Annotated in this window: 17 protein-coding genes; 10 read left to right on the plus strand and 7 right to left on the minus strand. The window is 55.2% G+C overall.

All coding sequences use genetic code 11. The features are described 5' to 3' along the window. Window positions 1-910 precede the first annotated feature (910 nt). The 10 genes from CUC55_RS23555 (at window position 911) to CUC55_RS05110 (ending at window position 12,990) form a co-directional block, all read left to right on the plus strand. Window positions 911-1,231: a GCG_CRPN prefix-to-repeats domain-containing protein gene (locus CUC55_RS23555; RefSeq protein WP_103087146.1), complete on the plus strand. Its 321-nt coding sequence runs from the start codon at window positions 911-913 to the stop codon at window positions 1,229-1,231. 1,172 nt (window positions 1,232-2,403) lie between these two features. Next, window positions 2,404-2,667 (plus strand): hypothetical protein, encoded by a 264-nt coding sequence (locus tag CUC55_RS05060; protein WP_067653014.1) that lies wholly within the window; start codon window positions 2,404-2,406, stop codon window positions 2,665-2,667. Between the two features lie 2,880 nt (window positions 2,668-5,547). Further along, on the plus strand, window positions 5,548-5,835 hold the full coding sequence (locus CUC55_RS05075; RefSeq protein ID WP_067653135.1) for a DUF2218 domain-containing protein: 288 nt from the start codon (window positions 5,548-5,550) through the stop codon (window positions 5,833-5,835). Between the two features lie 58 nt (window positions 5,836-5,893). Then, a complete protein-coding gene (locus CUC55_RS05080) occupies window positions 5,894-8,143 on the plus strand; it encodes a TonB-dependent receptor (RefSeq protein WP_103087150.1) in 2,250 nt (749 codons plus the stop codon). A gap of 73 nt (window positions 8,144-8,216) precedes the next feature. Next, a complete protein-coding gene (locus tag CUC55_RS05085; protein ID WP_103087151.1) occupies window positions 8,217-9,116 on the plus strand; it encodes a siderophore ABC transporter substrate-binding protein in 900 nt (299 codons plus the stop codon). Next, window positions 9,113-10,063, plus strand: a complete 951-nt coding sequence (locus CUC55_RS05090) for an ABC transporter permease (protein WP_103087152.1) — start codon at window positions 9,113-9,115, stop codon at window positions 10,061-10,063. Before CUC55_RS05085 ends, CUC55_RS05090 begins: the two co-directional genes overlap by 4 nt. A 40-nt stretch (window positions 10,064-10,103) precedes the next feature. Next, window positions 10,104-10,997, plus strand: a complete 894-nt coding sequence (locus CUC55_RS05095) for an iron chelate uptake ABC transporter family permease subunit (protein ID WP_425352749.1) — start codon at window positions 10,104-10,106, stop codon at window positions 10,995-10,997. Next, on the plus strand, window positions 10,994-11,752 hold the full coding sequence (locus CUC55_RS05100) for an iron ABC transporter ATP-binding protein (protein WP_103087154.1): 759 nt from the start codon (window positions 10,994-10,996) through the stop codon (window positions 11,750-11,752). The genes CUC55_RS05095 and CUC55_RS05100 overlap by 4 nt, the downstream gene beginning before the upstream one ends. 131 nt (window positions 11,753-11,883) lie before the next feature. Then, window positions 11,884-12,372, plus strand: coding sequence for a peptidase associated/transthyretin-like domain-containing protein (locus tag CUC55_RS05105; protein ID WP_067653031.1), 489 nt, complete (start codon window positions 11,884-11,886; stop codon window positions 12,370-12,372). A 15-nt stretch (window positions 12,373-12,387) separates the two neighbouring features. Then, the gene (locus tag CUC55_RS05110) at window positions 12,388-12,990 is read left to right on the plus strand and encodes a ferric reductase-like transmembrane domain-containing protein (RefSeq protein WP_342585729.1); all 603 of its coding nucleotides are present in this window, start codon (window positions 12,388-12,390) and stop codon (window positions 12,988-12,990) included. Between the two features lie 211 nt (window positions 12,991-13,201). On the opposite strand, the gene CUC55_RS05115 is transcribed toward CUC55_RS05110, so the two are convergent. From CUC55_RS05115 to CUC55_RS05145, 7 genes are all read right to left on the minus strand, one after another. Beyond that, window positions 13,202-14,281 carry an ABC transporter ATP-binding protein gene (locus tag CUC55_RS05115; protein ID WP_103087155.1) on the minus strand — a complete coding sequence of 360 codons (1,080 nt, stop codon included), beginning with the start codon at window positions 14,279-14,281 and terminating at the stop codon, window positions 13,202-13,204. A 23-nt stretch (window positions 14,282-14,304) separates the two neighbouring features. Then, entirely contained in the window at window positions 14,305-15,348 is a 1,044-nt protein-coding gene (locus tag CUC55_RS05120; RefSeq protein ID WP_103087156.1) for a carbohydrate ABC transporter permease, read from the minus strand. After that, window positions 15,341-16,309, minus strand: a complete 969-nt coding sequence (locus CUC55_RS05125) for a carbohydrate ABC transporter permease (protein WP_067653039.1) — start codon at window positions 16,307-16,309, stop codon at window positions 15,341-15,343. Before CUC55_RS05125 ends, CUC55_RS05120 begins: the two co-directional genes overlap by 8 nt. 58 nt (window positions 16,310-16,367) lie before the next feature. After that, window positions 16,368-17,636: an ABC transporter substrate-binding protein gene (locus CUC55_RS05130; RefSeq protein ID WP_067653041.1), complete on the minus strand. Its 1,269-nt coding sequence runs from the start codon at window positions 17,634-17,636 to the stop codon at window positions 16,368-16,370. Between the two features lie 22 nt (window positions 17,637-17,658). Then, the gene (locus CUC55_RS05135) at window positions 17,659-18,732 is read right to left on the minus strand and encodes a Gfo/Idh/MocA family protein (protein WP_103087157.1); all 1,074 of its coding nucleotides are present in this window, start codon (window positions 18,730-18,732) and stop codon (window positions 17,659-17,661) included. Then, entirely contained in the window at window positions 18,729-19,745 is a 1,017-nt protein-coding gene (locus CUC55_RS05140; RefSeq protein WP_067653045.1) for a Gfo/Idh/MocA family protein, read from the minus strand. The genes CUC55_RS05135 and CUC55_RS05140 overlap by 4 nt, the downstream gene beginning before the upstream one ends. After that, window positions 19,738-20,790, minus strand: coding sequence for a Gfo/Idh/MocA family protein (locus CUC55_RS05145; protein ID WP_067653047.1), 1,053 nt, complete (start codon window positions 20,788-20,790; stop codon window positions 19,738-19,740). The genes CUC55_RS05140 and CUC55_RS05145 overlap by 8 nt, the downstream gene beginning before the upstream one ends. Window positions 20,791-20,844: the final 54 nt, after the last annotated feature.

The raw sequence follows: 20,844 nt of genomic DNA on the forward strand, positions 1-20,844 counted from the left end.
CAAAAATCATNCGCGCGGATANTTTTATGGCCTCTACATCTCGTGGNAAATCGTGACAACTTGGAGCGTAGTCGCAAGCATTTCGCGGTTGGAGAATCTGCTGCCGGCCGCGGCGTGGCGACCGACAGTTCCGAACAGGGACTTCGGCGAATATTTGGCCACACCCCTCCTCACTCAACATCCATGACGGCGACAGGCTCCACAGCATGAGTTTGGATCATAGTCGCCTCCAACCGCAAGTCTGGCTGCATTGCTCTTCAACGGGAACCAAAAGCTGCGAATTGGANTTTCTATGTCACACCGCAGGAGGCTGGATATGGACAACGGCACGAGAGCTCAACAAGAGATCGAAGAAACTGACAAAGAGCGAGTCGATGGCCGAGACAACCCTCCCGCCGGACCTCATGCCAAGAGACATTTGACTGACGAAAGCAAGACTCCGGGCACTGGCGCACTTCCCGACCGGAATGATGAAAGCGTTTCTCCAGGCGGTGGTTGAACTTCTATGGGGCGGACACGCCGTTTGGACGTTTAAGCCTTCCGATGTCGTCCCTTCTCCTATGGAGCTGCCTAGCATCCATGTGACATAACAGGCGTATTAGCATCCAGCTCGTGGAGTGTCCGCCGTGCAATGTAGTTACATGGCATTTTGAAAGCGGCAACCCGACATCGGGGCAATTCAAAATTAAGGACGGAACCCAAGGTAGAGCTTGGCAAATCCGACCGGTGGGTGGGACAATGGCACGCCGCAGTCGGACCGATCTGTGGCCGGGAATATTCCATACCGGACAGGATTTGCACAGTCCGAGTTCCTCTTATCCTCCAATGCCACGAAAACGTCAACATTCATTCAGGCATGGTTCACGAGCTGAACTGCTAAATCACGTCATCGCCAACGGAGTGATGTGAGATGCGCAAGATAGTTATGGGCGCGGGAATAATTCTAAGCAGTGTGTTTGCAAACGTGGCCAACGCAATGCCGTCAGTTCAACCATCTGTCCCGTCGGTATCAGTCGTGCNAAAGGTAGACTACGCTTGTGGACGCGGATTCCACCTTTCCCCTCGTGGCTATTGCCGGCCAAATCGACCGCCGCCTGAATATCGAGATCGGTGGGAAGCCAGAAGAGAATGGCGTGATAGACGCGATCGTCGCGAATGGAGAGAACGCCGCGACTTTTATGACCGACGCGAATGGCGTAGGCGAGATGAATATCGTGACTATCGATGGTAATCGTTGAATTTTCTTGTGACTGAAAGGGACATGTTACTACAAATACATCCCCAGCAGTTGCATTATAGAAAATTACTAGCATTAAGGTTGCATTGTTAATTTCAAATGAGCGCGTCGTGTGCCAGCTTGATGCGCTCATATCCAACACGCCCATGCGATGATGTAGGCGCGCTTTATACGCCTCTGGGGAAGCTTATTAGCAATGCGTCGGACCCCTTGGATGGAACAGCGGATCAGATCTTGATGGACGGCATCCTCGGTCTTTTTTGGGGTGCCGCATTATTGGCGCGATATCGGATCACAGCCATCATTGCGGAGGTGCGTTTCGGCGGGGCCGGTAACCCCACGATAGGGGTGGAACGTTGANCCCATCCGATTTGCATAAAAGTGAAATCGCACAGCATGTCAATCTGCACCGACCGGGGTCATTCTTCCGCGCCCAAAGGGCTCAGAGTTCCGCGCATAATCACACATAGCTGGTCGTAATGAGAAATCCGCCTGTGGACTTCCCCTGCCGAGCGCTATGTGGACGTCATGAGCGGGCCTCCTCAATCAGGATTGGGCGTATGCGAGACAGAGTTCTTGTGTGCACTGGCGGTTTCAGGTCTCCGCGCCAAGGCGTTAGCATCCCTGCCTCACCCTCCAATTNGGGGATGCGGCTATAGTTGTTTCTTGCTCTTTTGTGTTCGTCGCCATCATCGGCATCGTTCAAAACAGTGACGACCGAACAATCAGAGGATGCACAACGTGGAATTCCGTATCTTTTTTCGAACCAGTATTATTGCACTGCTCGTCTCGACAGTCGGCGGACATACTGCATGGAGCAAAGATATTTGCTCGGATGCTTACATGACCCNAAAAATCCAGCCCTTCGCCACGCGAGCCCAGAATGCGGTCGGTATCTGCGGCACAGCAAAGGCTGGTATTACGCTGTATAACGAGAGCATTAAGCTTGTAAATCAATGCCTGAGCGATCCGGGTCTGCGCGCATACAAACAGGAACTCGAAAAGCAATTGCGTGATGCGAAAAGCCAGGCAGCGGGATCATGTGGCTGACCGTCTAATCCAAGTACCACATCACCTGACAATACAATCCTACCTCACCAGACAACAGACGTATGTGATGGTTTGACACGCCTTGAGCTTAAGGCATTCACCTACAGGAGAACGAATTGAAGAAACTTCTCATCATTACTTTAGCTGCTGTTTCAATCGGGGCACCAGCCTTTGCGGGAAATTGCGGTTCCCAGACAAACCGCCTGTTCCAGATCAAGAACCAGTTGGATTCGACCCCACGGAACAACCGCGCTGCGTACAGCCAACTCCTCAACGCTTTCAACCAGCAAAAGCAAATCGTTCTGGATTGTAACAGAAACGATGCGAGAAATGCGCGGCAGGATCCATTCTGGTACCGATATCAAAATAGCGGGCGCTGAAACATAACGACATGAAGAGATTTGTGTCGAATTTGGCTCATACGATCGCTTGTTGCACAACCACTGTGTTGAGCGCCGCTAGTTAGAAAGTCTCTCAACGCGTCAATAGCTCGAAAAACTCAGCCCTTCGCTATGCGAGCCTTAGGACGCAACCGTCAGCCGCCGCGCAGCGAAGGTATACTTCGCACCACCAGCCAACGCTGCGTGGCTCAGTCGCCTTAACAGCAGGCGACACGATTGAACAATGTCATCAGCTCCCCCTGACTATGCATATCCGNTTTCTGAAAGATTGTACGCAGCCGGGAGCGGGCAGTTTCAAATGTCACCCCTGTCGCCATCGCAATATCCCTAACGGATGCCCCCGTCATGAGGTGGCGGCAAAACACTTCCTCCGCTGGCGTCAGCCTGAACATTCTCGCGGCTTCGTCAAGTCGTCTCGGTTGCGCAGGGACGGAGAGGTTTCGTGCCTGTATTAGTACCAGAGGTGTAAGCGAAACGAACGCGTTGGATCGCGATCCGGCAACAATCGAGAAATGGACAACCCAACTGCCAGTTTCCGTTGCCGCGACGACGGACGATACGCCCGATGACGCAGAAGCCGCGATATTTGCCACGGCGGCAGGAACTGTCTTCGCAAGCGCTGACTCGCAGAAGGAAAGCCTCCCCTGCCGTTCCGCGATAACGGCTCTTTTGTCCAACGCTAACGCTGCCGCCCCGTTAACGTCGCGTATGCTCATCCGAGCGTCGACAACGATAGCAATGTCGTCGCCCCTGTTTGCCAATGCAGCGCGCGCTATCTGACGGTCAGTCTCCTGCTGAAGGTGGCTGACGCCATTGGCGGTTCGCTTGAGTACACCCTTCAAACGGGACATCACCCATTCTGCGGGCCCATCATANTTTTGCGCGTAGACCGAGGAATAATGGAGCGGAATGCGTAGCGTACTGCATGGGTCAATATCGAGTGACATGCCAGTCGACGCATCGAAATCAGGAACCCGGCGTACGAAGTCGTTATAAAACTCTGTATTTTCGATCTGCTTCACCGGGAAATCGCGCTCGGAAACCGCGCAAGCGCCGTCAGGCAGAACTGACCACACCTTCATCCACGGATTGCAGAACGCGAAATACTGAGCATAAGCCTCTAAGTGATGTGCTTCAATATTCACGGCATCACAGTGTCGCAACTGGCGTTGAACCTGATCTTCACCCAGCACCACGCACGACGAGCCCGGGAACGCCTCCGTCAAGCGCAAAGCGACATTTGACCAGGACGAGCGACCAAACGCAGTTGCTTCAATTTCTTCGGCAACCGTATCTACGANTTTGCGGGTCTTGATTTCGTCCATGGCAAACGTCTGCCTCGATATATTAATCATCAGTTGCTGACGATTTTTAGGCTGAAATAATCAACAGTCACGTGCCAGAACGCCATAATCTTCAACGCTGCCAGATAGGGCGAGTTGTCGCTTGCTCAAGGCAATTGCTCTCGCGTGTTAAACACAAAGAAACAGCCGGCTCTAATCCTGCAGATTTCGCCGCACGCTTGCCGCGTAAAACGCCGATATCAGTGCCAGCCGGACTGGTATCGGCATTATCGTAAAAAGCGTTTAGACCCAATATGAGGTAAACAGGCCAGCGAGAGAGGCTATGACAGCGTCTCCCGCAACCTCACAAAACCCCGCCTAGCTAATATCGTTGCCTATATTCATCCAATCAGAAATTGATCTCAAGCCCATCTTCGCAGAAATCAAACTTGGCAGGTTCAGACTCACTGCCGTCTGCGTAGGCAGCCTTAACCCACTGAGTGCAGCTTTCGCTGTTTGTACTCTGGTCCCATTCCAAGTTAGCAGTCTTACCGGGATTGATACCGCGGCCGATGTCAAAGTAGCCCCATTCCTTTTTATTCTCCGAAACCNAAACCTTGGTGATTGCCGATCCGGTTGTATTGGTTGCTGTGAACGAATAATCATCCGCCTTTGCGGACGTGATCATCCCAGCAGTACTGAAGGCGACCGCTNAAAAATATAGACCTACATTGAAATTCATTTTGTGATCCTAATCGAGTTGAGCTGCGTAACCATCTCCCATTACTTNAAACGAAAGTCCAACAAATTCGCGTTATATGCTCTCGAAGTAATCTATATTTCAGTGTGGAAAGTGCTTTGTTAAAAACGTCATCAATTCGCGACCGGAAATTGTTCGTTAGTATAGCTATACCGGACGGTAATACCATCAAACCATTACCAACGACCTGAGATAACATCGCCCTAGAATTCGGACAATAACTCGATCGCAAATTAGGGTCAGGACCCAATAACCTGCTTTCCAAAACGGTACCAAAGGTGATTGATTGTCTCTGTTTTAGAGGCGGATATAGTGACTTCGTTTGGTGTTCGGATGCGCAAGGGATCGGATCGCGCCGCGTCTGCGGGGAATAGCGCGTTGATGACCATCGTGTGCTGAGCGGCATTGTTCATGCCCTGCGATCTGATGGCTGTTGGTCCGACTGCGCGCCGGTGTCTACGGACCGAAGAAGAGGCTCTACAATCGGTTCGTCCGATGGTCAGAGCGCGGCATATGGGAACGTATCTTCAGTGCACTTGCCGGGTCCAAAGAAGCACCCGTTCAACCGTTTATCGACAGCTCCTGTATCAAACTGCAACCCGTTATCCTTGGCCTGGGTCGGATGTAATATTTCAATCGGGATTATAAATACACCTATAAGTTTTATTCATTGCAGACGTATTTANTTTGCCAGAATATTCCACTTTCAGTATTCATTTAGACTTGACTATTTTAATCATCTTTGAGATTGCGGATAGGCGTCTGTGGTTGATCTTACGTCAAGATAGCTGGGCGCTGTTAAGGGGGAATGGATCCGTGTCTAGCAGTAGAGCTGTCATTTTGACGCATCATGCAAGTCGATATCTGCAGCAACTATCAAAGCATTGGGCGCACAAATTTGAGACCGAGTTCACGCCTTTCTCATCAAAAATCGCTCTGCCTCTTGGTGAAACGCGTCTAAGTGCAAATGACAAATCCCTCACCATAGAGATCACAGCGCTCAAGAGCGAGGATCTTACAGTTCTAAGGAATGTTGTTCAGAGGCACATCGAGCGCTTCGCCTTTAAGGAAACGCTCGAATTCGATTGGCAACCGCTGAGCTAACTGTGCCAGCGCGGGAACTCGGACATCAATAGAACTTACAGAAACGGGGATGGGATACATGTCAGCGGGGACATTTCGCTTCAGCTTGAACAGCTACATTTGCGCATTGCTTGGAAGCGCGTCGATAATCGCACTACTGCCAGCTTCGGTGCAGGGTCAAGAAGTAAAACGTGAACAGCGAAGATCGACTACGCCGACGGTCTTGGAGACCATTGTTGTCCAGGGGTCGCAGGCCACCGGCACTGTTGGTCAGCCTTCGGCTCCTTTTAGCGGTGGCCAAATATCCACCGAAGCTCGACTCGGAGCCTTAGGCAATCGGCCTATTAAGGACACACCTTTCAGCGTTACGACTTACACCGCGAAACTGATACGCGACCAGCAGGCGCGAACTGTGGCGGACATAACGTTGAATGACCCATCTGTTCGCGCGGACGCGCCAGCCAATAGCGAACGCGATTCCTTTTTCATCCGCGGCTTCTCTGTCGTCAACCTTGATATTCTCTACGATGGACTTCCCTACATCGCCAACCCGCGCCGACATTTTTTGGAGGGTATCGAGCAGGTTCAGGTTCTGAAGGGTCCAAGCAATTTTGTGAACGGCGGCATTGGGCGCGTCGGCGGAACGATCAATCTAGTTCCCAAGCGCGCGGCCGATGAGCCTATGACCCGCCTGACGACAGGATACCGTAGCGATTCACAGCTGTGGACCCATGCTGATGTCAGTCGCCGTTTCGGTGATGGCGGTGAGTGGGGCATTCGAGCCAACGGCTCCTTCACCGGTGGTGAGACAACATTGGATCACAATGACACCNAAATAGGTGTCGCGTCACTNGGGATAGATTATCGTGGCGAAGACTTCCGCGCTTCGCTTGATCTCAATCACTCGACGCAGAATCTGGATTCCCCGACTTCGCTGTTCAATGGAGCGAACGCGTCGCTGGGATCAATCCCTCGCGCGCCGAGCGGAAAGATTAATACAGGCAATCCTTTCGAATATCTCGATAGTTCTTACAACATGGCGGCGGGTAGGATCGAGTACGATGTATTTGNAAATACGACAATCTACGCAGCGGCGGGCGCCAGCCGTTACCGCGAAGACTTTTTGACTTCGTCCTATACAATCTTGAACTCGAACGGCGATGCCGCTGTTTCCTTTGGTTACAACCCTCAAGAAATAATAAGTTATACGGGCGAGACGGGTATTCGATCAAAGTTCGAGACAGGTGAGATCGGTCACTCTCTCAGTATTTCTGCTCAAACCTCATATACCGAGAATAATCGCGCCCATTTGGATCCGCGTCCTGCGTTCCTGGGTTTCCCAACAAATATCACCACGAACATTTACAACCCCGTTTATATTCCCAGTAACTTGGTCAGTACAGTCGGCCTCCCGCGGTCCGGGGATGCGCAAAGGTTTTCGGAGTTAACTTCGACAAGCCTTTCTGTATCTGACACCCTGTCTTTCTTTGATGAGAAAGTTGAAATCACCTTAGGTGGACGCTACCAAAATATGCGCCAGCAAGGCTTCAACCAGCGTCCTGGCAATCCTGCTGCACCTCTTGGAGCGCGAAATTATTTCTACGAAGAGTCCCGCTTCAGCCCCGCCGCCGCCGCCAACATCAAGGTCAATGACAATCTCTCAGTTTACGCGAACTACGTCGAAGCCTTGACAGAAGGCGCAGTCGCGCCCGCGGCGGCAACCGTAAACGCCGGTCAAATATTTCCGCCTATCGTAAACAGGCAGAAAGAGATCGGGTTGAAATACGACACTGGCTCAGCGATGCTAACAGCCGCTTTGTTCGAGATTAGGCAAGCAAGCGGCTTCACAACTGCTGGAGTCTTCGGTGTCAACGGCCTTCAGATCAATCGCGGCCTCGAATTGGCAGCTTATGGCGAACCCGTAGATGGTTTACGCCTGCTAGGCGGCGTCACATTTATGGATGCGGAACTCGCAAAGACCAGCGGTGGAACCTTTGATGGCAACACTGCACCAGGCGTTCCAAAGACTTCGATCAGCCTCTACGGTGAATATGACTTGCCTTGGATCCAGGATTTAACTCTTACCGGACGTTTCATTTATAGTGGAAGCACATATTACGATCAGCGAAACACCCAAAAGGTCGACGGCTGGACAAGGGTTGACCTTGGAACGCGGTACAAGTTCGAGCGTGACAATGGCAAAGCGGTTGAAATCCGGGCGAACGTAGAGAACGTCTTCGACGAGAACTACTGGTCTTCGTCTGCGCGCGGATGGCTTGCAGCAGGTTCGGCACGGACGTTCATGCTTTCTGCATCGTTCGACTTCTAGTCGCTCCGTTTTTGCTCAGAATGAGCAGCACGGCCGCATCCTCCAGATGCGGCCCTTATTCCGAGGTACACTTATGAAAACACTTAGGCTCGCGGCGGTCATCGCCTTTACATCGTTCGCCGCCTTTGCTCAGGCAACAGAGGTACAAACAGCAAGGGGCACGGTATCTATTGGTGAAACTCCTCAGAGAGTAGCCGTCTTCGACATGGCCGCCCTCGACACGCTGGCAAGCATCGGCGTTAAGCCTGCAGGCGTGCCGGAAAAGCTTTATCTGGATGAACTTGAACCCTTGAAACAAGGCGCTGAGATCGTCGGAAATATCTTCGAGCCTGATCTGGAGGCGTTGAGCTCTCTTAGCCCAGACTTGATCATTCTCGGAGGAAGATCATCCACNAAAGTCGATCAGACGGCAGCTGTTGCGACGACGATTGATATGACCATGCTGGGGGACGATCTTCTCGCTCAGGCAAAGGAGCGCTTGGCGACCTATGGTGCGTTGTTCGAGAAGCAAGCCGAGGCACGTGAGGTCGCAGCAAACCTGGACGAGCATGTCCGTGCGGCGCAGGAAGCGGTCAAAGGAAAGGGCAAAGGGCTCATCATTATGACCAACGGTCCCAAGGTTACCGCATACGGTCCAGGATCGCGGTTTGGTTGGGTGCACGCGACGCTCAATCTAGAGTCCGCCGTCCCGGACATAAAGTCGGCGAATCATGGCGAAGCAGTCTCGTTTGAGTTCATTAGCAAAGCAAACCCGGATTGGCTTTTGGTCCTCGACCGCGCCTCAGCGATTGGCTCGGGTGAACAAGGAGCGAAGGCGACCCTCGACAATGAACTTGTGGCTCAGACAACGGCTTGGNAAAAAGGACAAGTTGTCTATTTACCTGCAGCCGAGTTCTACATCGCCGCAGGAGGCGTGCAATCGACGGTTAAGGTCCTCAAGACAATCACCGACGCATTTAACGCTGCCAAATGATCAATGCTGAACGTTGGGCTATGTGGCAGACGACCTCGGTATGCAGCGTCGTCCTTATTGCGCTATCAGTTGCCAGCACTCTCATCGGCGTTTCTGATAGCGGAACCATCGAACTCTTTATGGTCAGCAGGCTTCCGAGAACCTTGGCGGCCATTCTTGTAGGTGCGGGACTGGCTCTGGCCGGTCTCGTCATGCAAACGCTTGCCCGCAATAGCTATGTTGAACCTTCTACGACAGGAACGTCACAGAGCGCTGAACTCGGGGTGCTCTTAGTGACGCTGCTGTGGCCTTCGGCAAGCCTCCTGCTAAAGAGTGTCGTTGCGACTGCGACGGCTCTTGCCGGTACCGCATTGTTTCTCCTGACAGCCCATCGCCTGNCCCCCACCCAACCGTTTCTGGTGCCATTGTTCGGCATCGTCTATGGCGGCGTCATTGGCGCGGCCGTGACCTTCGTCGCCTGGCAGGCAGATCTTCTCCAGTATCTTGCGATCTGGACGAACGGCGAGTTCTCAGGTGTTTTGCGCGGTCGCTATGAATTGCTGTGGATCAGTGGGGCGATGCTGGTCGTCGCCTGGCTCGTGGCGGATCGGCTTACGATCATGGCGCTTGGTCGTGACACAAGCGTTGGGCTGGGAATAAATCATGCCCGAATGCTGCAGCTAGGGCTTGTCATCGTTGCCGTGATTTCTGCGCTCTGTACAGTCATTGTCGGCGGGATTCCATTCGTCGGTCTTGTCGTCCCGAACATCGTCTCGCGGTTGGCAGGCGATAATCTCCGTGGCACCATGCCAATCGTCGCCATGCTGGGTTCAATCCTGGTGTTAGGATGCGACATTCTCGGTCGAACAATAAATTTCCCATATGAGGTCCCGGTAGGAACCGTACTTGGGTGTATCGGCGCCCTGATCNTTTTGTTTCTTCTTTTGTATCGGCCGAAACATGGCTGAGCGGAAACTGCTATTTCTAGGTTTGTTAGCCGTGATCGCGATGATTGTCTATCTCACGATCGGCCTGCGAGGAAACTTCGCTTTTGTCATGAGCCTGCGGGCCACCAAGCTGGTTGCCCTTGTCGAAGTGAGCATTGCGATCGCCGTGTCTACTGTGANTTTCCAGACAGTCACCAACAACCGGATTTTGACCCCGTCCATTATGGGGCTCGATGCACTTTACTTGTTTGGTCAGATGCTACTCATTTTCCNTTTCGGTGGACTTGGATATGCATCGATATCCCCTCACATCAAGTTTGGTGGGGAAGTCGTCCTACTGATGTTGTCAGCCAGTGCGATCCTGCTGCCAATGCNTTTGCGAAGGATCGACATGAGTTTGATGCTGCTTGCTGGGGTCGTTATTGGAATCCTGTTTCGAAGCCTGCAGTCGCTGCTTGCGCGACTAATTGACCCAAATGAATTCGCGATCGCGCAGGGTGCAAGCTTTGCGAATTTCAACGGCATACGCACAGATCTTCTGGCCATTATGACAATTTTGACCATGGCCGGTCTCGTAATTGCCTGGCGATCGCGACACGTGCTCGACATCGTCGCACTGGGACCTGACAGCGCCACCGGCCTCGGAATTTCGTGGGCAAGAACAACCGCATCGCTATTGCTCCTTGTGGTCACGCTTGTTGCGATATCCACGGCTCTGGTTGGTCCGGTCGCGTTTTTCGGCTTGCTTGTGGTTGCCGTTGCAGAGCGCTTCGTCAATACCAGGCGGCACGCCGTTTTGTTGCCGGCCGCCTCACTTATGGCCATCGTCGTTCTCGTAGGAGGACAAACCGTTTTACAACACGGCTTGGGTAACAGTTCGACGTTGGGAGTGGTGATCGACTTTGTTGGAGGTATCGTGTTTCTTTTGCTTCTGATTGCTGGAAGTCGCAAATGATCCATATTGAAAACGTGTCGTTAAGTCATTCGGGAACGGTCATTCTCAAGAATGTTTCGCTGGAAATTCCAAAACACGGGGTGACCGCGCTGATCGGTCCGAATGGAGCTGGTAAATCAACGCTTCTATCGCTTATCTCGCGCCTGCAGTCCCTTCAGTCGGGATCGATCACCATCGACGGTCATCCAATAGGTAATACCAGCAACCACGAGCTGGCNAAAATGATCGCGATCTTGCGGCAAGATTCAGTGGTGACAAGCCGATTACGGGTAAGGGAACTCGTGAGCTTTGGGCGTTTCCCGCATAGCCGCGGTCGCCTAACAGCGAGAGATCGCGATATTGTCGATCAATCAATGAAGCGGTTCGCTCTAGACGATCTTGCCAACCGCTTCATCGACACGCTTTCGGGCGGTCAGAAGCAGAGGGCGCTGGTGGCGATGACATTTGCTCAGGAAACTGACTACATCCTTCTCGATGAGCCACTCAACAATCTCGATATGTACTTTGCTCGAGAACTGATGCTCCACCTGCGCGCGCTGGCGGACGAAGAAAGCAAAACTATTGTCATCGTTCTGCATGACATCAACCAGGCAGCAGCGCACGCCGACAGGATTATTGCGATGAAGGGCGGCGAAGCTGTCGCGGACGGCACACCAAAAGCAATTCTGAACCCAACTACTCTTCGTAACATTTATGGCTTTGACATGCGCGTCGAGGAAATAAATGGAGATCTTGTTGNTTTGCATTACNAATAATGGTCGCAAACTTGCTGCGGCTGCCCTTCATCACGAAACCGTGCCGGGTTGTGTTCGCCGTCGCGATTGGTCACTGGCCGAAAAGGTTGTAAGTGTCGACATAGTTCACCACCGAATTCNGGGAGATCAGCATGTCTGACATAGATTTTGATCGCCGAGCATTGCTTGCTGCTGGCGGCGCCTTTGCGTTGGCCGGGTTCACTGGCCTCGCGATGCCTGCCCGCGCGGCAGGTCTCTCCGCGACACCGTCGATGCGCGGGGGCGCCAACAACTATATGCCTGGCGCGAAGATCGTCGAGCGTATCGGCGGCGGTGGCTTCTGGATGTCGGGCACAGTGCGCCGCGCCGGAGACGGCGCCCCGCTATCGGGCCAGCGGATCCAGATCTGGGCCCATACGACCGAAGGCAGCGAACGCGACTTGCGCAGCCATGGCGCTACGCTAACTGACGCCAATGGCGCGTTTCGGCTGGAAATGCCGCAAATCGTGCCGGCACTCGGTCAAGCACATGCGCACCTCGCCTATGACAGCGGTGAATACGACACCGTGTTTCTCCGCCCCTTGCTGCCGACTCCAAAAGCAGCCATGCTCGAGGCGCATTTCATCCTGCAACCGGTCTGACCCGAACTGATGCGCATGGCCCGTGCACTGCTGATCTGGACAGGCTTCGTGCTTGCGCTCGTCTTGCCACTGATTTTTGCCGCGACGAGCGAATATCTCGCTTGGCGTGACCCGGTCTATATAGCGGCTGGCTTTGCGGGCGTCGTTGCTCTTACCCTCCTGCTGGCGCAACCCTTCCTTGCATGCGGCTGGCTGCCCGGAGTACATCTGCCGTTGAGCCGTCGTGTCCACCGCGCAGTGGGCGTTTTCCTGGTCGCGGCCGTTGTTGTTCACGTCGCTGGCCTGTGGATCACCAGTCCTCCAGACATAATCGACGCGCTACTGTTGCGCTCGCCGACACCGTTTTCTGTCTGGGGGGTCGTTGCCATGTGGGCCCTTTTTGCAGCCGCGCTCCTCTCTCTGATGCGGCGTCGTTTCTCACCGCGTTCCTGGCGCTTCAGTCACACGAGCATCGTCAGCATTGTCGTGCTTGGCAGCGCGGTCCACGCATTTTTGATCGAGGGCACGATGAACACGACGTCGAAGGCCGTGCTTTGCAGTCTCGCCATGATAGCAACCGTGGCCGCGGTAGCAAGCCCGTGGCTGCGTGCAAGAAGGCGCGTTCCAGGCAAGGAATGACCTTCTGGAGCTGATGCGAGTGACAGGCATTCAGTTCCGACCAGGACTGAGAATAGCGACGACATCGCTTCCCGCCAAAATCATAGTCCGAATAGCCCGGCTGCGTCTTACGCGAGAGTTGGCCGAAACTGCGCAGATAGCCGGGCGAAACGGTGNTTTTTGTCGGTTTTGTCAGTGGTCCTGCTTTTTGGGGGCGTGAGGCGACGGAGACTTAGTCCTGCTTCAGCGTCAGCCCACTTGTTGTATCGAAGAGGTGGATGTGTTGCAGCGGCACCGACATACGGATGACTTCGCCGGCAGAGGTCGCGGTCTGCCCCGAAAGATGCAGTGTCACATGGTTGCCGTCACCAAGGCTTCCGTAGAGATAGGATTCCCCGCCAAGTTGTTCTGCTGTGCGCACGGACATGGTCAATGCGCCGTCTGGCGTGGGTTGCACATGGTTGGGGCGGATGCCGAGCGTGACCTGCTGACCGGGCGCGTATGAAAAACCGCTCTGCGGCAGCGGGATCAATTCGCCGGTCGCGATCTTAAGGGACGGCTGACCGTCCGCTACGACTTCGCCGGCAAAGAAGTTCATCTTCGGAGACCCAATGAAGCCTGCCACGAAGAGATTTGCCGGGCCATTATAAAGATCGAGCGGAACGCCGAATTGCTCGAGCTTGCCCGCACGCAGCACGGCGATCTTGTCGGCCATGGTCATCGCTTCGACCTGATCGTGGGTCACGTAGATCATGGTGTTGCCGAGGCGGCGATGCAGACTGGAAATTTCACCGCGCATATCCACGCGCAGTTCCGCATCGAGGTTCGACAGCGGCTCGTCAAACAGGAAGACCCGTGGTTCGCGCACCACGGCGCGTCCGATCGCCACCCGCTGACGCTGGCCGCCCGACAGATCCTTCGGCCGCCTTTCGAGCAGTTGGTCTATCTGCAGCATCTTGGCGACCTGTGAAACCTTTTCGACGATGTCNTTTTTAGGCGTTCCGATGTTTTCGAGGCCGAAAGAGAGATTTTCCCGAACCGTCATATGCGGATAAAGCGCATAGGACTGGAACACCATCGCAAGCCCGCGATCTGCCGCTGGAACCGCGTTTACCACGTCTCCGCCGATGACGATATCGCCACCAGTCAGTTCCTCAAGGCCGGAGATCATGCGCAACAGCGTCGATTTTCCGCAACCGGAAGGACCGACAAAAACGCNAAACTCACCGTGCTTGATATCGAGATCGATCCCCTTGATCACATCGAGAGCACCAAATGTCTTTTTGACCTGACGAAGCTCAATACTTGCCATTGTCCTATTCCCTCCCTTGAGGATTATTTACCGCCGGTCGATGCGATGCCGGTGGCGATGTANTTTTGCAGGAACATGAAGACCAGCGCGATGGGCNAAAGCGTCAGCACCGTCATGGCCAGTAGATTGCTCCATTCCGTCGTCATTTCTCCCTGGAAAGAATTGAGCGCCAGTTGCAGCGTGAAATTGTCGTTACGCGTCAGCACGATAAGTGGCCACAGGAAGTCATTCCAGCGCCACATCACGGCGAGAATGGCCAGCACCGCCAGTGCCGGCGCAGAAAGCGGCAGGATAATGCGCCAGTAGANTTTCCATTCGCTGGCCTTGTCCATGCGTGCGGCATCGAGGATTTCATCCGGAATGGTCAGCATGTACTGGCGCAGCAGGAATACCCCTGTCGGTGTGGCAGCGCCTGGAATGATGACACCCCACAGGCTGTTGATCATGCCGAGCTGGCTGGTGATGAGGAAAAGCGGAACGAGCACCACGGTCTGCGGTATCATCAACGTTCCAACGACGAGTGCCAGAACCACGCCTCTGCCCTTGAAACTGTATTTCGAAAGCGCGAAGGCCGCCATGGAGTTGACGATCAGCATGATGACGGTCGACGTCACGGTGATGAAGGTCGAGTTCCAGAAATATAGCGGAAAGTTGAAACGCTGGAAAAGCTCGGTGTAGTTCTCCGTCGCCAGTGCCACACTCTCGGCCGGACGCAGCTCATTGAACGGCATCTTCATGACTTCGCTTGGTTTTGCCGGGTCCACCACCTGGGCGACCAGCCCGATGCGCCTGATCATGCCGAGCTTGCGGCCTTCCTTGTCGATGAAGGCCGGCAATGGTGCGGCTTGCCCGTCAATGACCACCGTTTCCTGCGCGTAGGGAAGCAGGCGCGGTGGAAACCGCTGGAGATCGGCTTCCGTCTTGAAGGAAGAGAGAACGAGCCAGACCACGGGTCCGAACATCATCAGGACGGCAACACCGAGATAGGCGTAGGACAGCCAGTCGGTCCAGTGCAGTTTGCCGTTTCTGCCGCGTGTGCGGGTTAGAAATGCGCCAATCCTAGCCATCGACTTTGCTCCTGTTGGCCCGGAATTGCAGGGCGGTCAGCACCACGAGAACCACGGCAAGCAGCAGCGAAGCGGCCGCCGCCAGTCCGAAATTGCGCGGCGTTCCGGCAAAACCAGTCTGATAGATGAATTGAATGATGAAGGTCGTCGCGGAACCCGGACCGCCACCGGTGAATGCAAAGACCTCGTCGAAGGTCTGCACGCCCTTGATGAGCGACAGGACGAGAACCACGAGCATCGTCGGGGCGAGAAGCGGCATCGTGATCCGGCGGAAAATCCGCCACGGGCTTGCCCTGTCCAGTTGCGCCGCCTCATAGACATCGCGCGGAATGGCCTGAAGGCCGGCGAGAAGAATGAGCGTGTAAAAGCCCATATGCGCCCACACGGATAGGAATACCGACCATCCAAAGGCAAGATTGGCCTCCAGCAGCCAGTCCACCGAATCGAGGCCGAGTGAATCGAGCGCAGCATTCAGGACGCCGAAACGTTGTAGTATCCACTTCCATATCAACGCCACGACCACCGGTGAAAGCAGCACAGGAAAGAAGAAGACGGCGCGGAAGAAACCGCGCGCCCTGATGTCACGGTTGAGCACGACCGCCGTAATCAGCGAGAAGCCCACCATGAACCCGACCTGCAACACGACGAAGAAAATCGTATTCCAGACGGCGCGCCAGAAAAGATCGCGCTGACAGGAATTGGGATCGAAATAATTCTGGCAGGACAGAAGGACCGAGAAGTTTTCGCCGCCCACAGAGGGGCGTTCCGACAGCAGGATATGTTCGCTGCCGGTCACCGAATAAGCCATATTGAGGATAATCGGCAAGAAAGCGAAGACCGCAAACAACAGGAGATTGGGTGTCAGGAACACCCAGGCGATGCGCCGATGCCCGAGCATTTTCTGCAAGAGGGCGAAAGGCACTTCGATGATACCCATGATGGGCGCGAAAAGTCTGTACATTGATGGGTCCTCCTTCGATCCGGCGCAGCGCGGTAAGGCCGCGCCGGAAGGCGATGGATCACTTCGCCTGTTTCAACGCTTCCTCAAGATCGGTCTTCGCACGCGCCATGGCGTCGTCTACAGAGCTTTCGCCAACAATCGCCTGCGTGACGCGCTGGACTGAGATGTTGAACATCGCACGGTTGTTCTTGTAGCCCTGATAGGCGTAGGCGATCGGGCTGATACCCGGGACCTGATCCAGCCAGGCGTTCATGGCCTTCTGAGTCGCCGGTGTTGCGCCGGTGTAGTCGATAGGCTTTGCGCCGACAGCCTTGTGAGCCGGGACGTTGCGGGTACGGACGGTGAAGTCGAGGTAATTCTCGTCCTGCGCGAGGAAGTTCAGAATATCCGCGACGATCTTCGGGTTCTTGGTCTGTTTGAAGCCCACGATACCCGTTCCGCCCGGCATGCCTGTGCAAGCGGCTGGTCCGCATGGCTGCGACACGACTTCCCAGTCGAAAGCATCCCCGACCTGGCTGTCGAAGCGCGCTGTCTGCCAGCTGCCCGAATAATAATAGACGAGCTGACCGTTGATAAACTCCTGTGCCGCATCGCGGTACGTGTTGCCACCCTGCCCGGCCCAGACGTCACGCGCCATGGTGCCGTCCTTGTTCCAGTCGACGAATTTCTTCACGAAGGTCGTGAAGCCCTCATCGACGAGTATCGGCTTGCCGTCGGCATCGAAAAGTTTCGCGCCGTAGGAAATTGCTGGACCTGCGATACGGTGGCCGGAGCGATCGATCGCCATGGGATACGGTGAGCCGGTGGCCTTCGCCACTTCGTTTGCAACCTTGGCCCAGTCGTCAAGGGTCGCATCCTTGCCGGGAACGGCGACTTTCGCTTGATCGAACAGGGTACGGTTAATGAAGGCACCGGTGATGGTAAGCTGCGTCTGCATACCATAGATGCCCTTGTCGTCGGGGCCACTACGGTACCATTTCAGCACATCGCCGAAATTGTCTTGCCAGTATTTCGCATCCACATAGGGCGTCAGATCGAGATAATAGCGGTTGAGGCCACCAAGGTCGGTGACGGTTGCGAAATCCGGTCCGCTGCCGCCGGCCAGTTGCACCGGCAGGCCTTCGAGAAGCGCCTTGTAAGGTACCACATCCGTGACGATCTTGACGTCGGGATGCTGTTTTTCGTAACGCGACAGGATGTCCTTTAGAACTTCGCAGCCGTTGCCATCATAGGCGCAGGTGAAACGAACTTCCTGTGCTTGGGCAGCGGCGGCAAAAGATGCCGTCCCCAAGGCCAAAGCAAACGCCAGGCTGTATTTTCTGCTCATCTGGTTTCCTCCCTTTAGATGATTATGCCGTAGCGGACGCGCGCGGAGCCCAACCCTTGAATCGCTCATTTTCAGCGGTCAGCGGCAGGCGAACGACCGTGCCTTCCTGGACCGATGTGTAGATGGCGGTCACGAGTTCGATGGACTGTAAGCCGTCCGTAATCGTCACTTCCTTGCCCTCGCGACCCTCCATCGCATTGGCAATCGCCTCGACGAAACCGGTAAAGCCGTTTTCGCCATCTTCCACCGTTGCGAGAACGGCGTCGATCTGATCCTGCGTGGTCGGTGCCCGCGCTGTGAAGTGCCANTTATCTTCCGCCGGACGATAAGGCAGCGTTCCGCTTTCGGCGGTGAAGCCTTCGAAGCAGAACCGGAGACGGGACGTGTCGTCGGCTGCGCCAAGCGTGACAGAGGAAGTGGCGAGTGCACCACTTTTCATGCGGAAGCTGATGGCCGCGCAGTCTTCGGTTTCGATCTTGTTAACTCGTGTATCGGCCATGGCGAAGACCTGCTCCACAGGACCCAGGACATGGCAGAGAAGGTCGTGCGCATGAATGGCGTGACCGAGGATCGCGCCGCCGCACTCACCCTTCCATGTGCCGCGCCATGGAATATCGTAGTAGCTCGCGCCACGGTTCCAGTGCACTTCCGAACTGGCGACGAAGGCCTGTCCGGCCAGCCCGGCATCAATAAGTGCCCGCAGCTGCCGCAAAGCGTGGCCNAAACGATACTGGNAAACGGGGAAAACCTGTCTTCCAGTTTTCTTGACGGATTCCAGCAGTGCACTTGCCTCCTCAAGCGAGCGCACCAGCGGTTTTTCGCAGACAACGTCCTTGCCAGCCGCGTGCGCCTTCAGCGCCACAGGGAAATGCAGATGCGGCGGCAGGCAGATATCGATCAGTGAAATGCTGTCGTCGGCCAAAACTTCGTCGAGGTCGGCCGTTAGGTGAATGGACGACGCTTCTCCTGCAACCGAACGGGCACGTTCCAGATCCAGATCGCAGATGGCCTTGACGGTGAACCGTTCCGGCAGCGCCAGATAACCGCTCAGATGCTGTGCGCCGATGCCGGCGCCGATAATCGCGACGCCTATCATGCTGCCGATCCTTCGGCCTTGGCCTGCGCCTGAAGAGAGAGGTCGCACACCTTGAAGACGTGTTCCTGCGTCATGGCCGTTTCCGTCCGGTTGCGGATATCATCGCACACAAGGGCGAAGTAAGGCAGGCCAGCGTCGGATGCATCGATATATTCGCAGCGGTCGCCGTTCACGAGAATCAGGCGGTCGGTGCCTTCAGTATTGCCGACATCGACATATTTGCGCAGCTCGATGTACCCTTCTGTTCCGAGGATCGTCAAACGGCCATCGCCCCAGGTTGGAAGCGCATCCGGTGTATACCAGTCAACACGGATGTAGCCATGGCCGCGATCGCCACGCAACAGCACTTCGCCGAAATCCTGAAGACCCGGATCGCCCGGATTGGCATAGTTGGCAACCGTGGCTGATACGATTTCAACCTCGGCCGAACCCGTGAAGAACATGAACTGGTCGATCTGGTGGCTGGCAATATCGGTTAGAATGCCGCCGTAAGCCTCACGTTCGAAAAACCATGTCGGGCGAATCTGCCGGTTCAGGCGGTGCGGCCCGACGCCGACCGTCTGAATGACGCGGCCGATGGCGCCCTGTGCGACCAGCTCTGCGGCTTTCGTGACGCTCGGGACTTCGAAGCGCTCTGAAAAATCGACAGTCCAGATTCTCTGGGTCTTGGCAACAGTCTGGCGCAGGCGCTCAAGCTGGTCGAACGTGGTGCAGCCCGGCTTGTCGGACATGACGTCCTTGCCCGCTTCCATGGCGGCGATGGCAAGATCGGCACGCTTGGACGGAATGTCGGCAATGATCACGAGATCTATGCTCTGGTCAGCCAGCAAATCGTCTTTGGAAGCGGCGCGTGGCACATCTGGGAAGCGCTTTACGAAGCCTTCCACGACGTCCGGCTCGCCTTCCGTCCACCAGCCCGCAAATTGTGCGCCGGCATCGAGCATGTTCTGCGCCATGCCGAAAATGTGCCGATGCTCTATGCCGAGAGCCACAAACTTGATTGGTTTACTCATCCTGCAGTTCCACTTCTTTGCCGGTTTTGGCCGAGTTTATGATCGCATCGATCAGTCTGTGAGACAAAAGGGCTGCCTCACCGGTGACGACCGGCGTGCGACCTGAGGAGATGGCGTCCACGAAATCCTCAAAGACGCCCTGATGCCATTCATGCGTAAACGCCATGGGATCCGCACCGCCGCCGGTACCGGATGCGGCACCCCCGAACGTGTCCTGACTGCCATCGCGCCAGTCGACATGCAACAGGCCGGATGCGAGCCGCAGGCTGGCATTATCGAAATGCAGGATAATAGATTCGGGCGCACCGGGAAAACTCGCCGTACTGGCGACCAGCGAACCGACCGCGCCATTTTTAAAACGCAGCCCGGCGGAAACGTAGTCTTCGGTTTCCATTGTGTGGAACCGCGTGGTCGCTGCCATTGCCTGGACGCGATCAACGCCGCCCGTAAGGCTGAGTGCAAGGTCTATTGTATGGATGGCTTGCGATATCAGGACACCGCCGCCATCACGTGCCAGCGTTCCGCGCCCAGGCTCGTCATAATAGGCCTGGGTGCGCCACCACGGCACGGAAATCTCGCAGACGCTGAGCGCACCGAGCGCGCCACTATCGACAAGTTCACGCGCTTTCAGCGATGCAGCCCGCATACGATGCTGGAAGATGATGCCCAGTACAATGCCGGCATCACGACACATCTCGACCAGGTCAACCGCTTCGCGCGTATTGCGCGCGACGGGCTTTTCCAGAAGAATATGTTTACCCGCTCTTGCAAGCGGACCCACAATCTCCGCACGGACGTTCGGCGGCGTGGCGATGATAGCGAAATCGATATCGCTGTCAGCCGCTGCTTCATCTACGCTTGAATATACGAGCACATCTTGGCCGGTATGCCTGGAAGCTTCGGCGGCCAACGCGTTTACGCGGCTGGAACGACCGCCGACGATACCTTTCAAACGTATTTTTTCCGGGCTTGCCGCGCAGGCGAGCACATGTGTCTTGGCGACCATTCCGGCACCCACAATAACGCAGGTTTTGATTTTTTGCATTGGGGATCCTCCTTCCCAGACATGCTGCATTGCATACCGGTATGCCGGTTGTCA

Origin of the sequence: Agrobacterium bohemicum, assembly GCF_002896715.1 — a bacterium.
Classification (GTDB): domain Bacteria; phylum Pseudomonadota; class Alphaproteobacteria; order Rhizobiales; family Rhizobiaceae; genus Agrobacterium; species Agrobacterium bohemicum.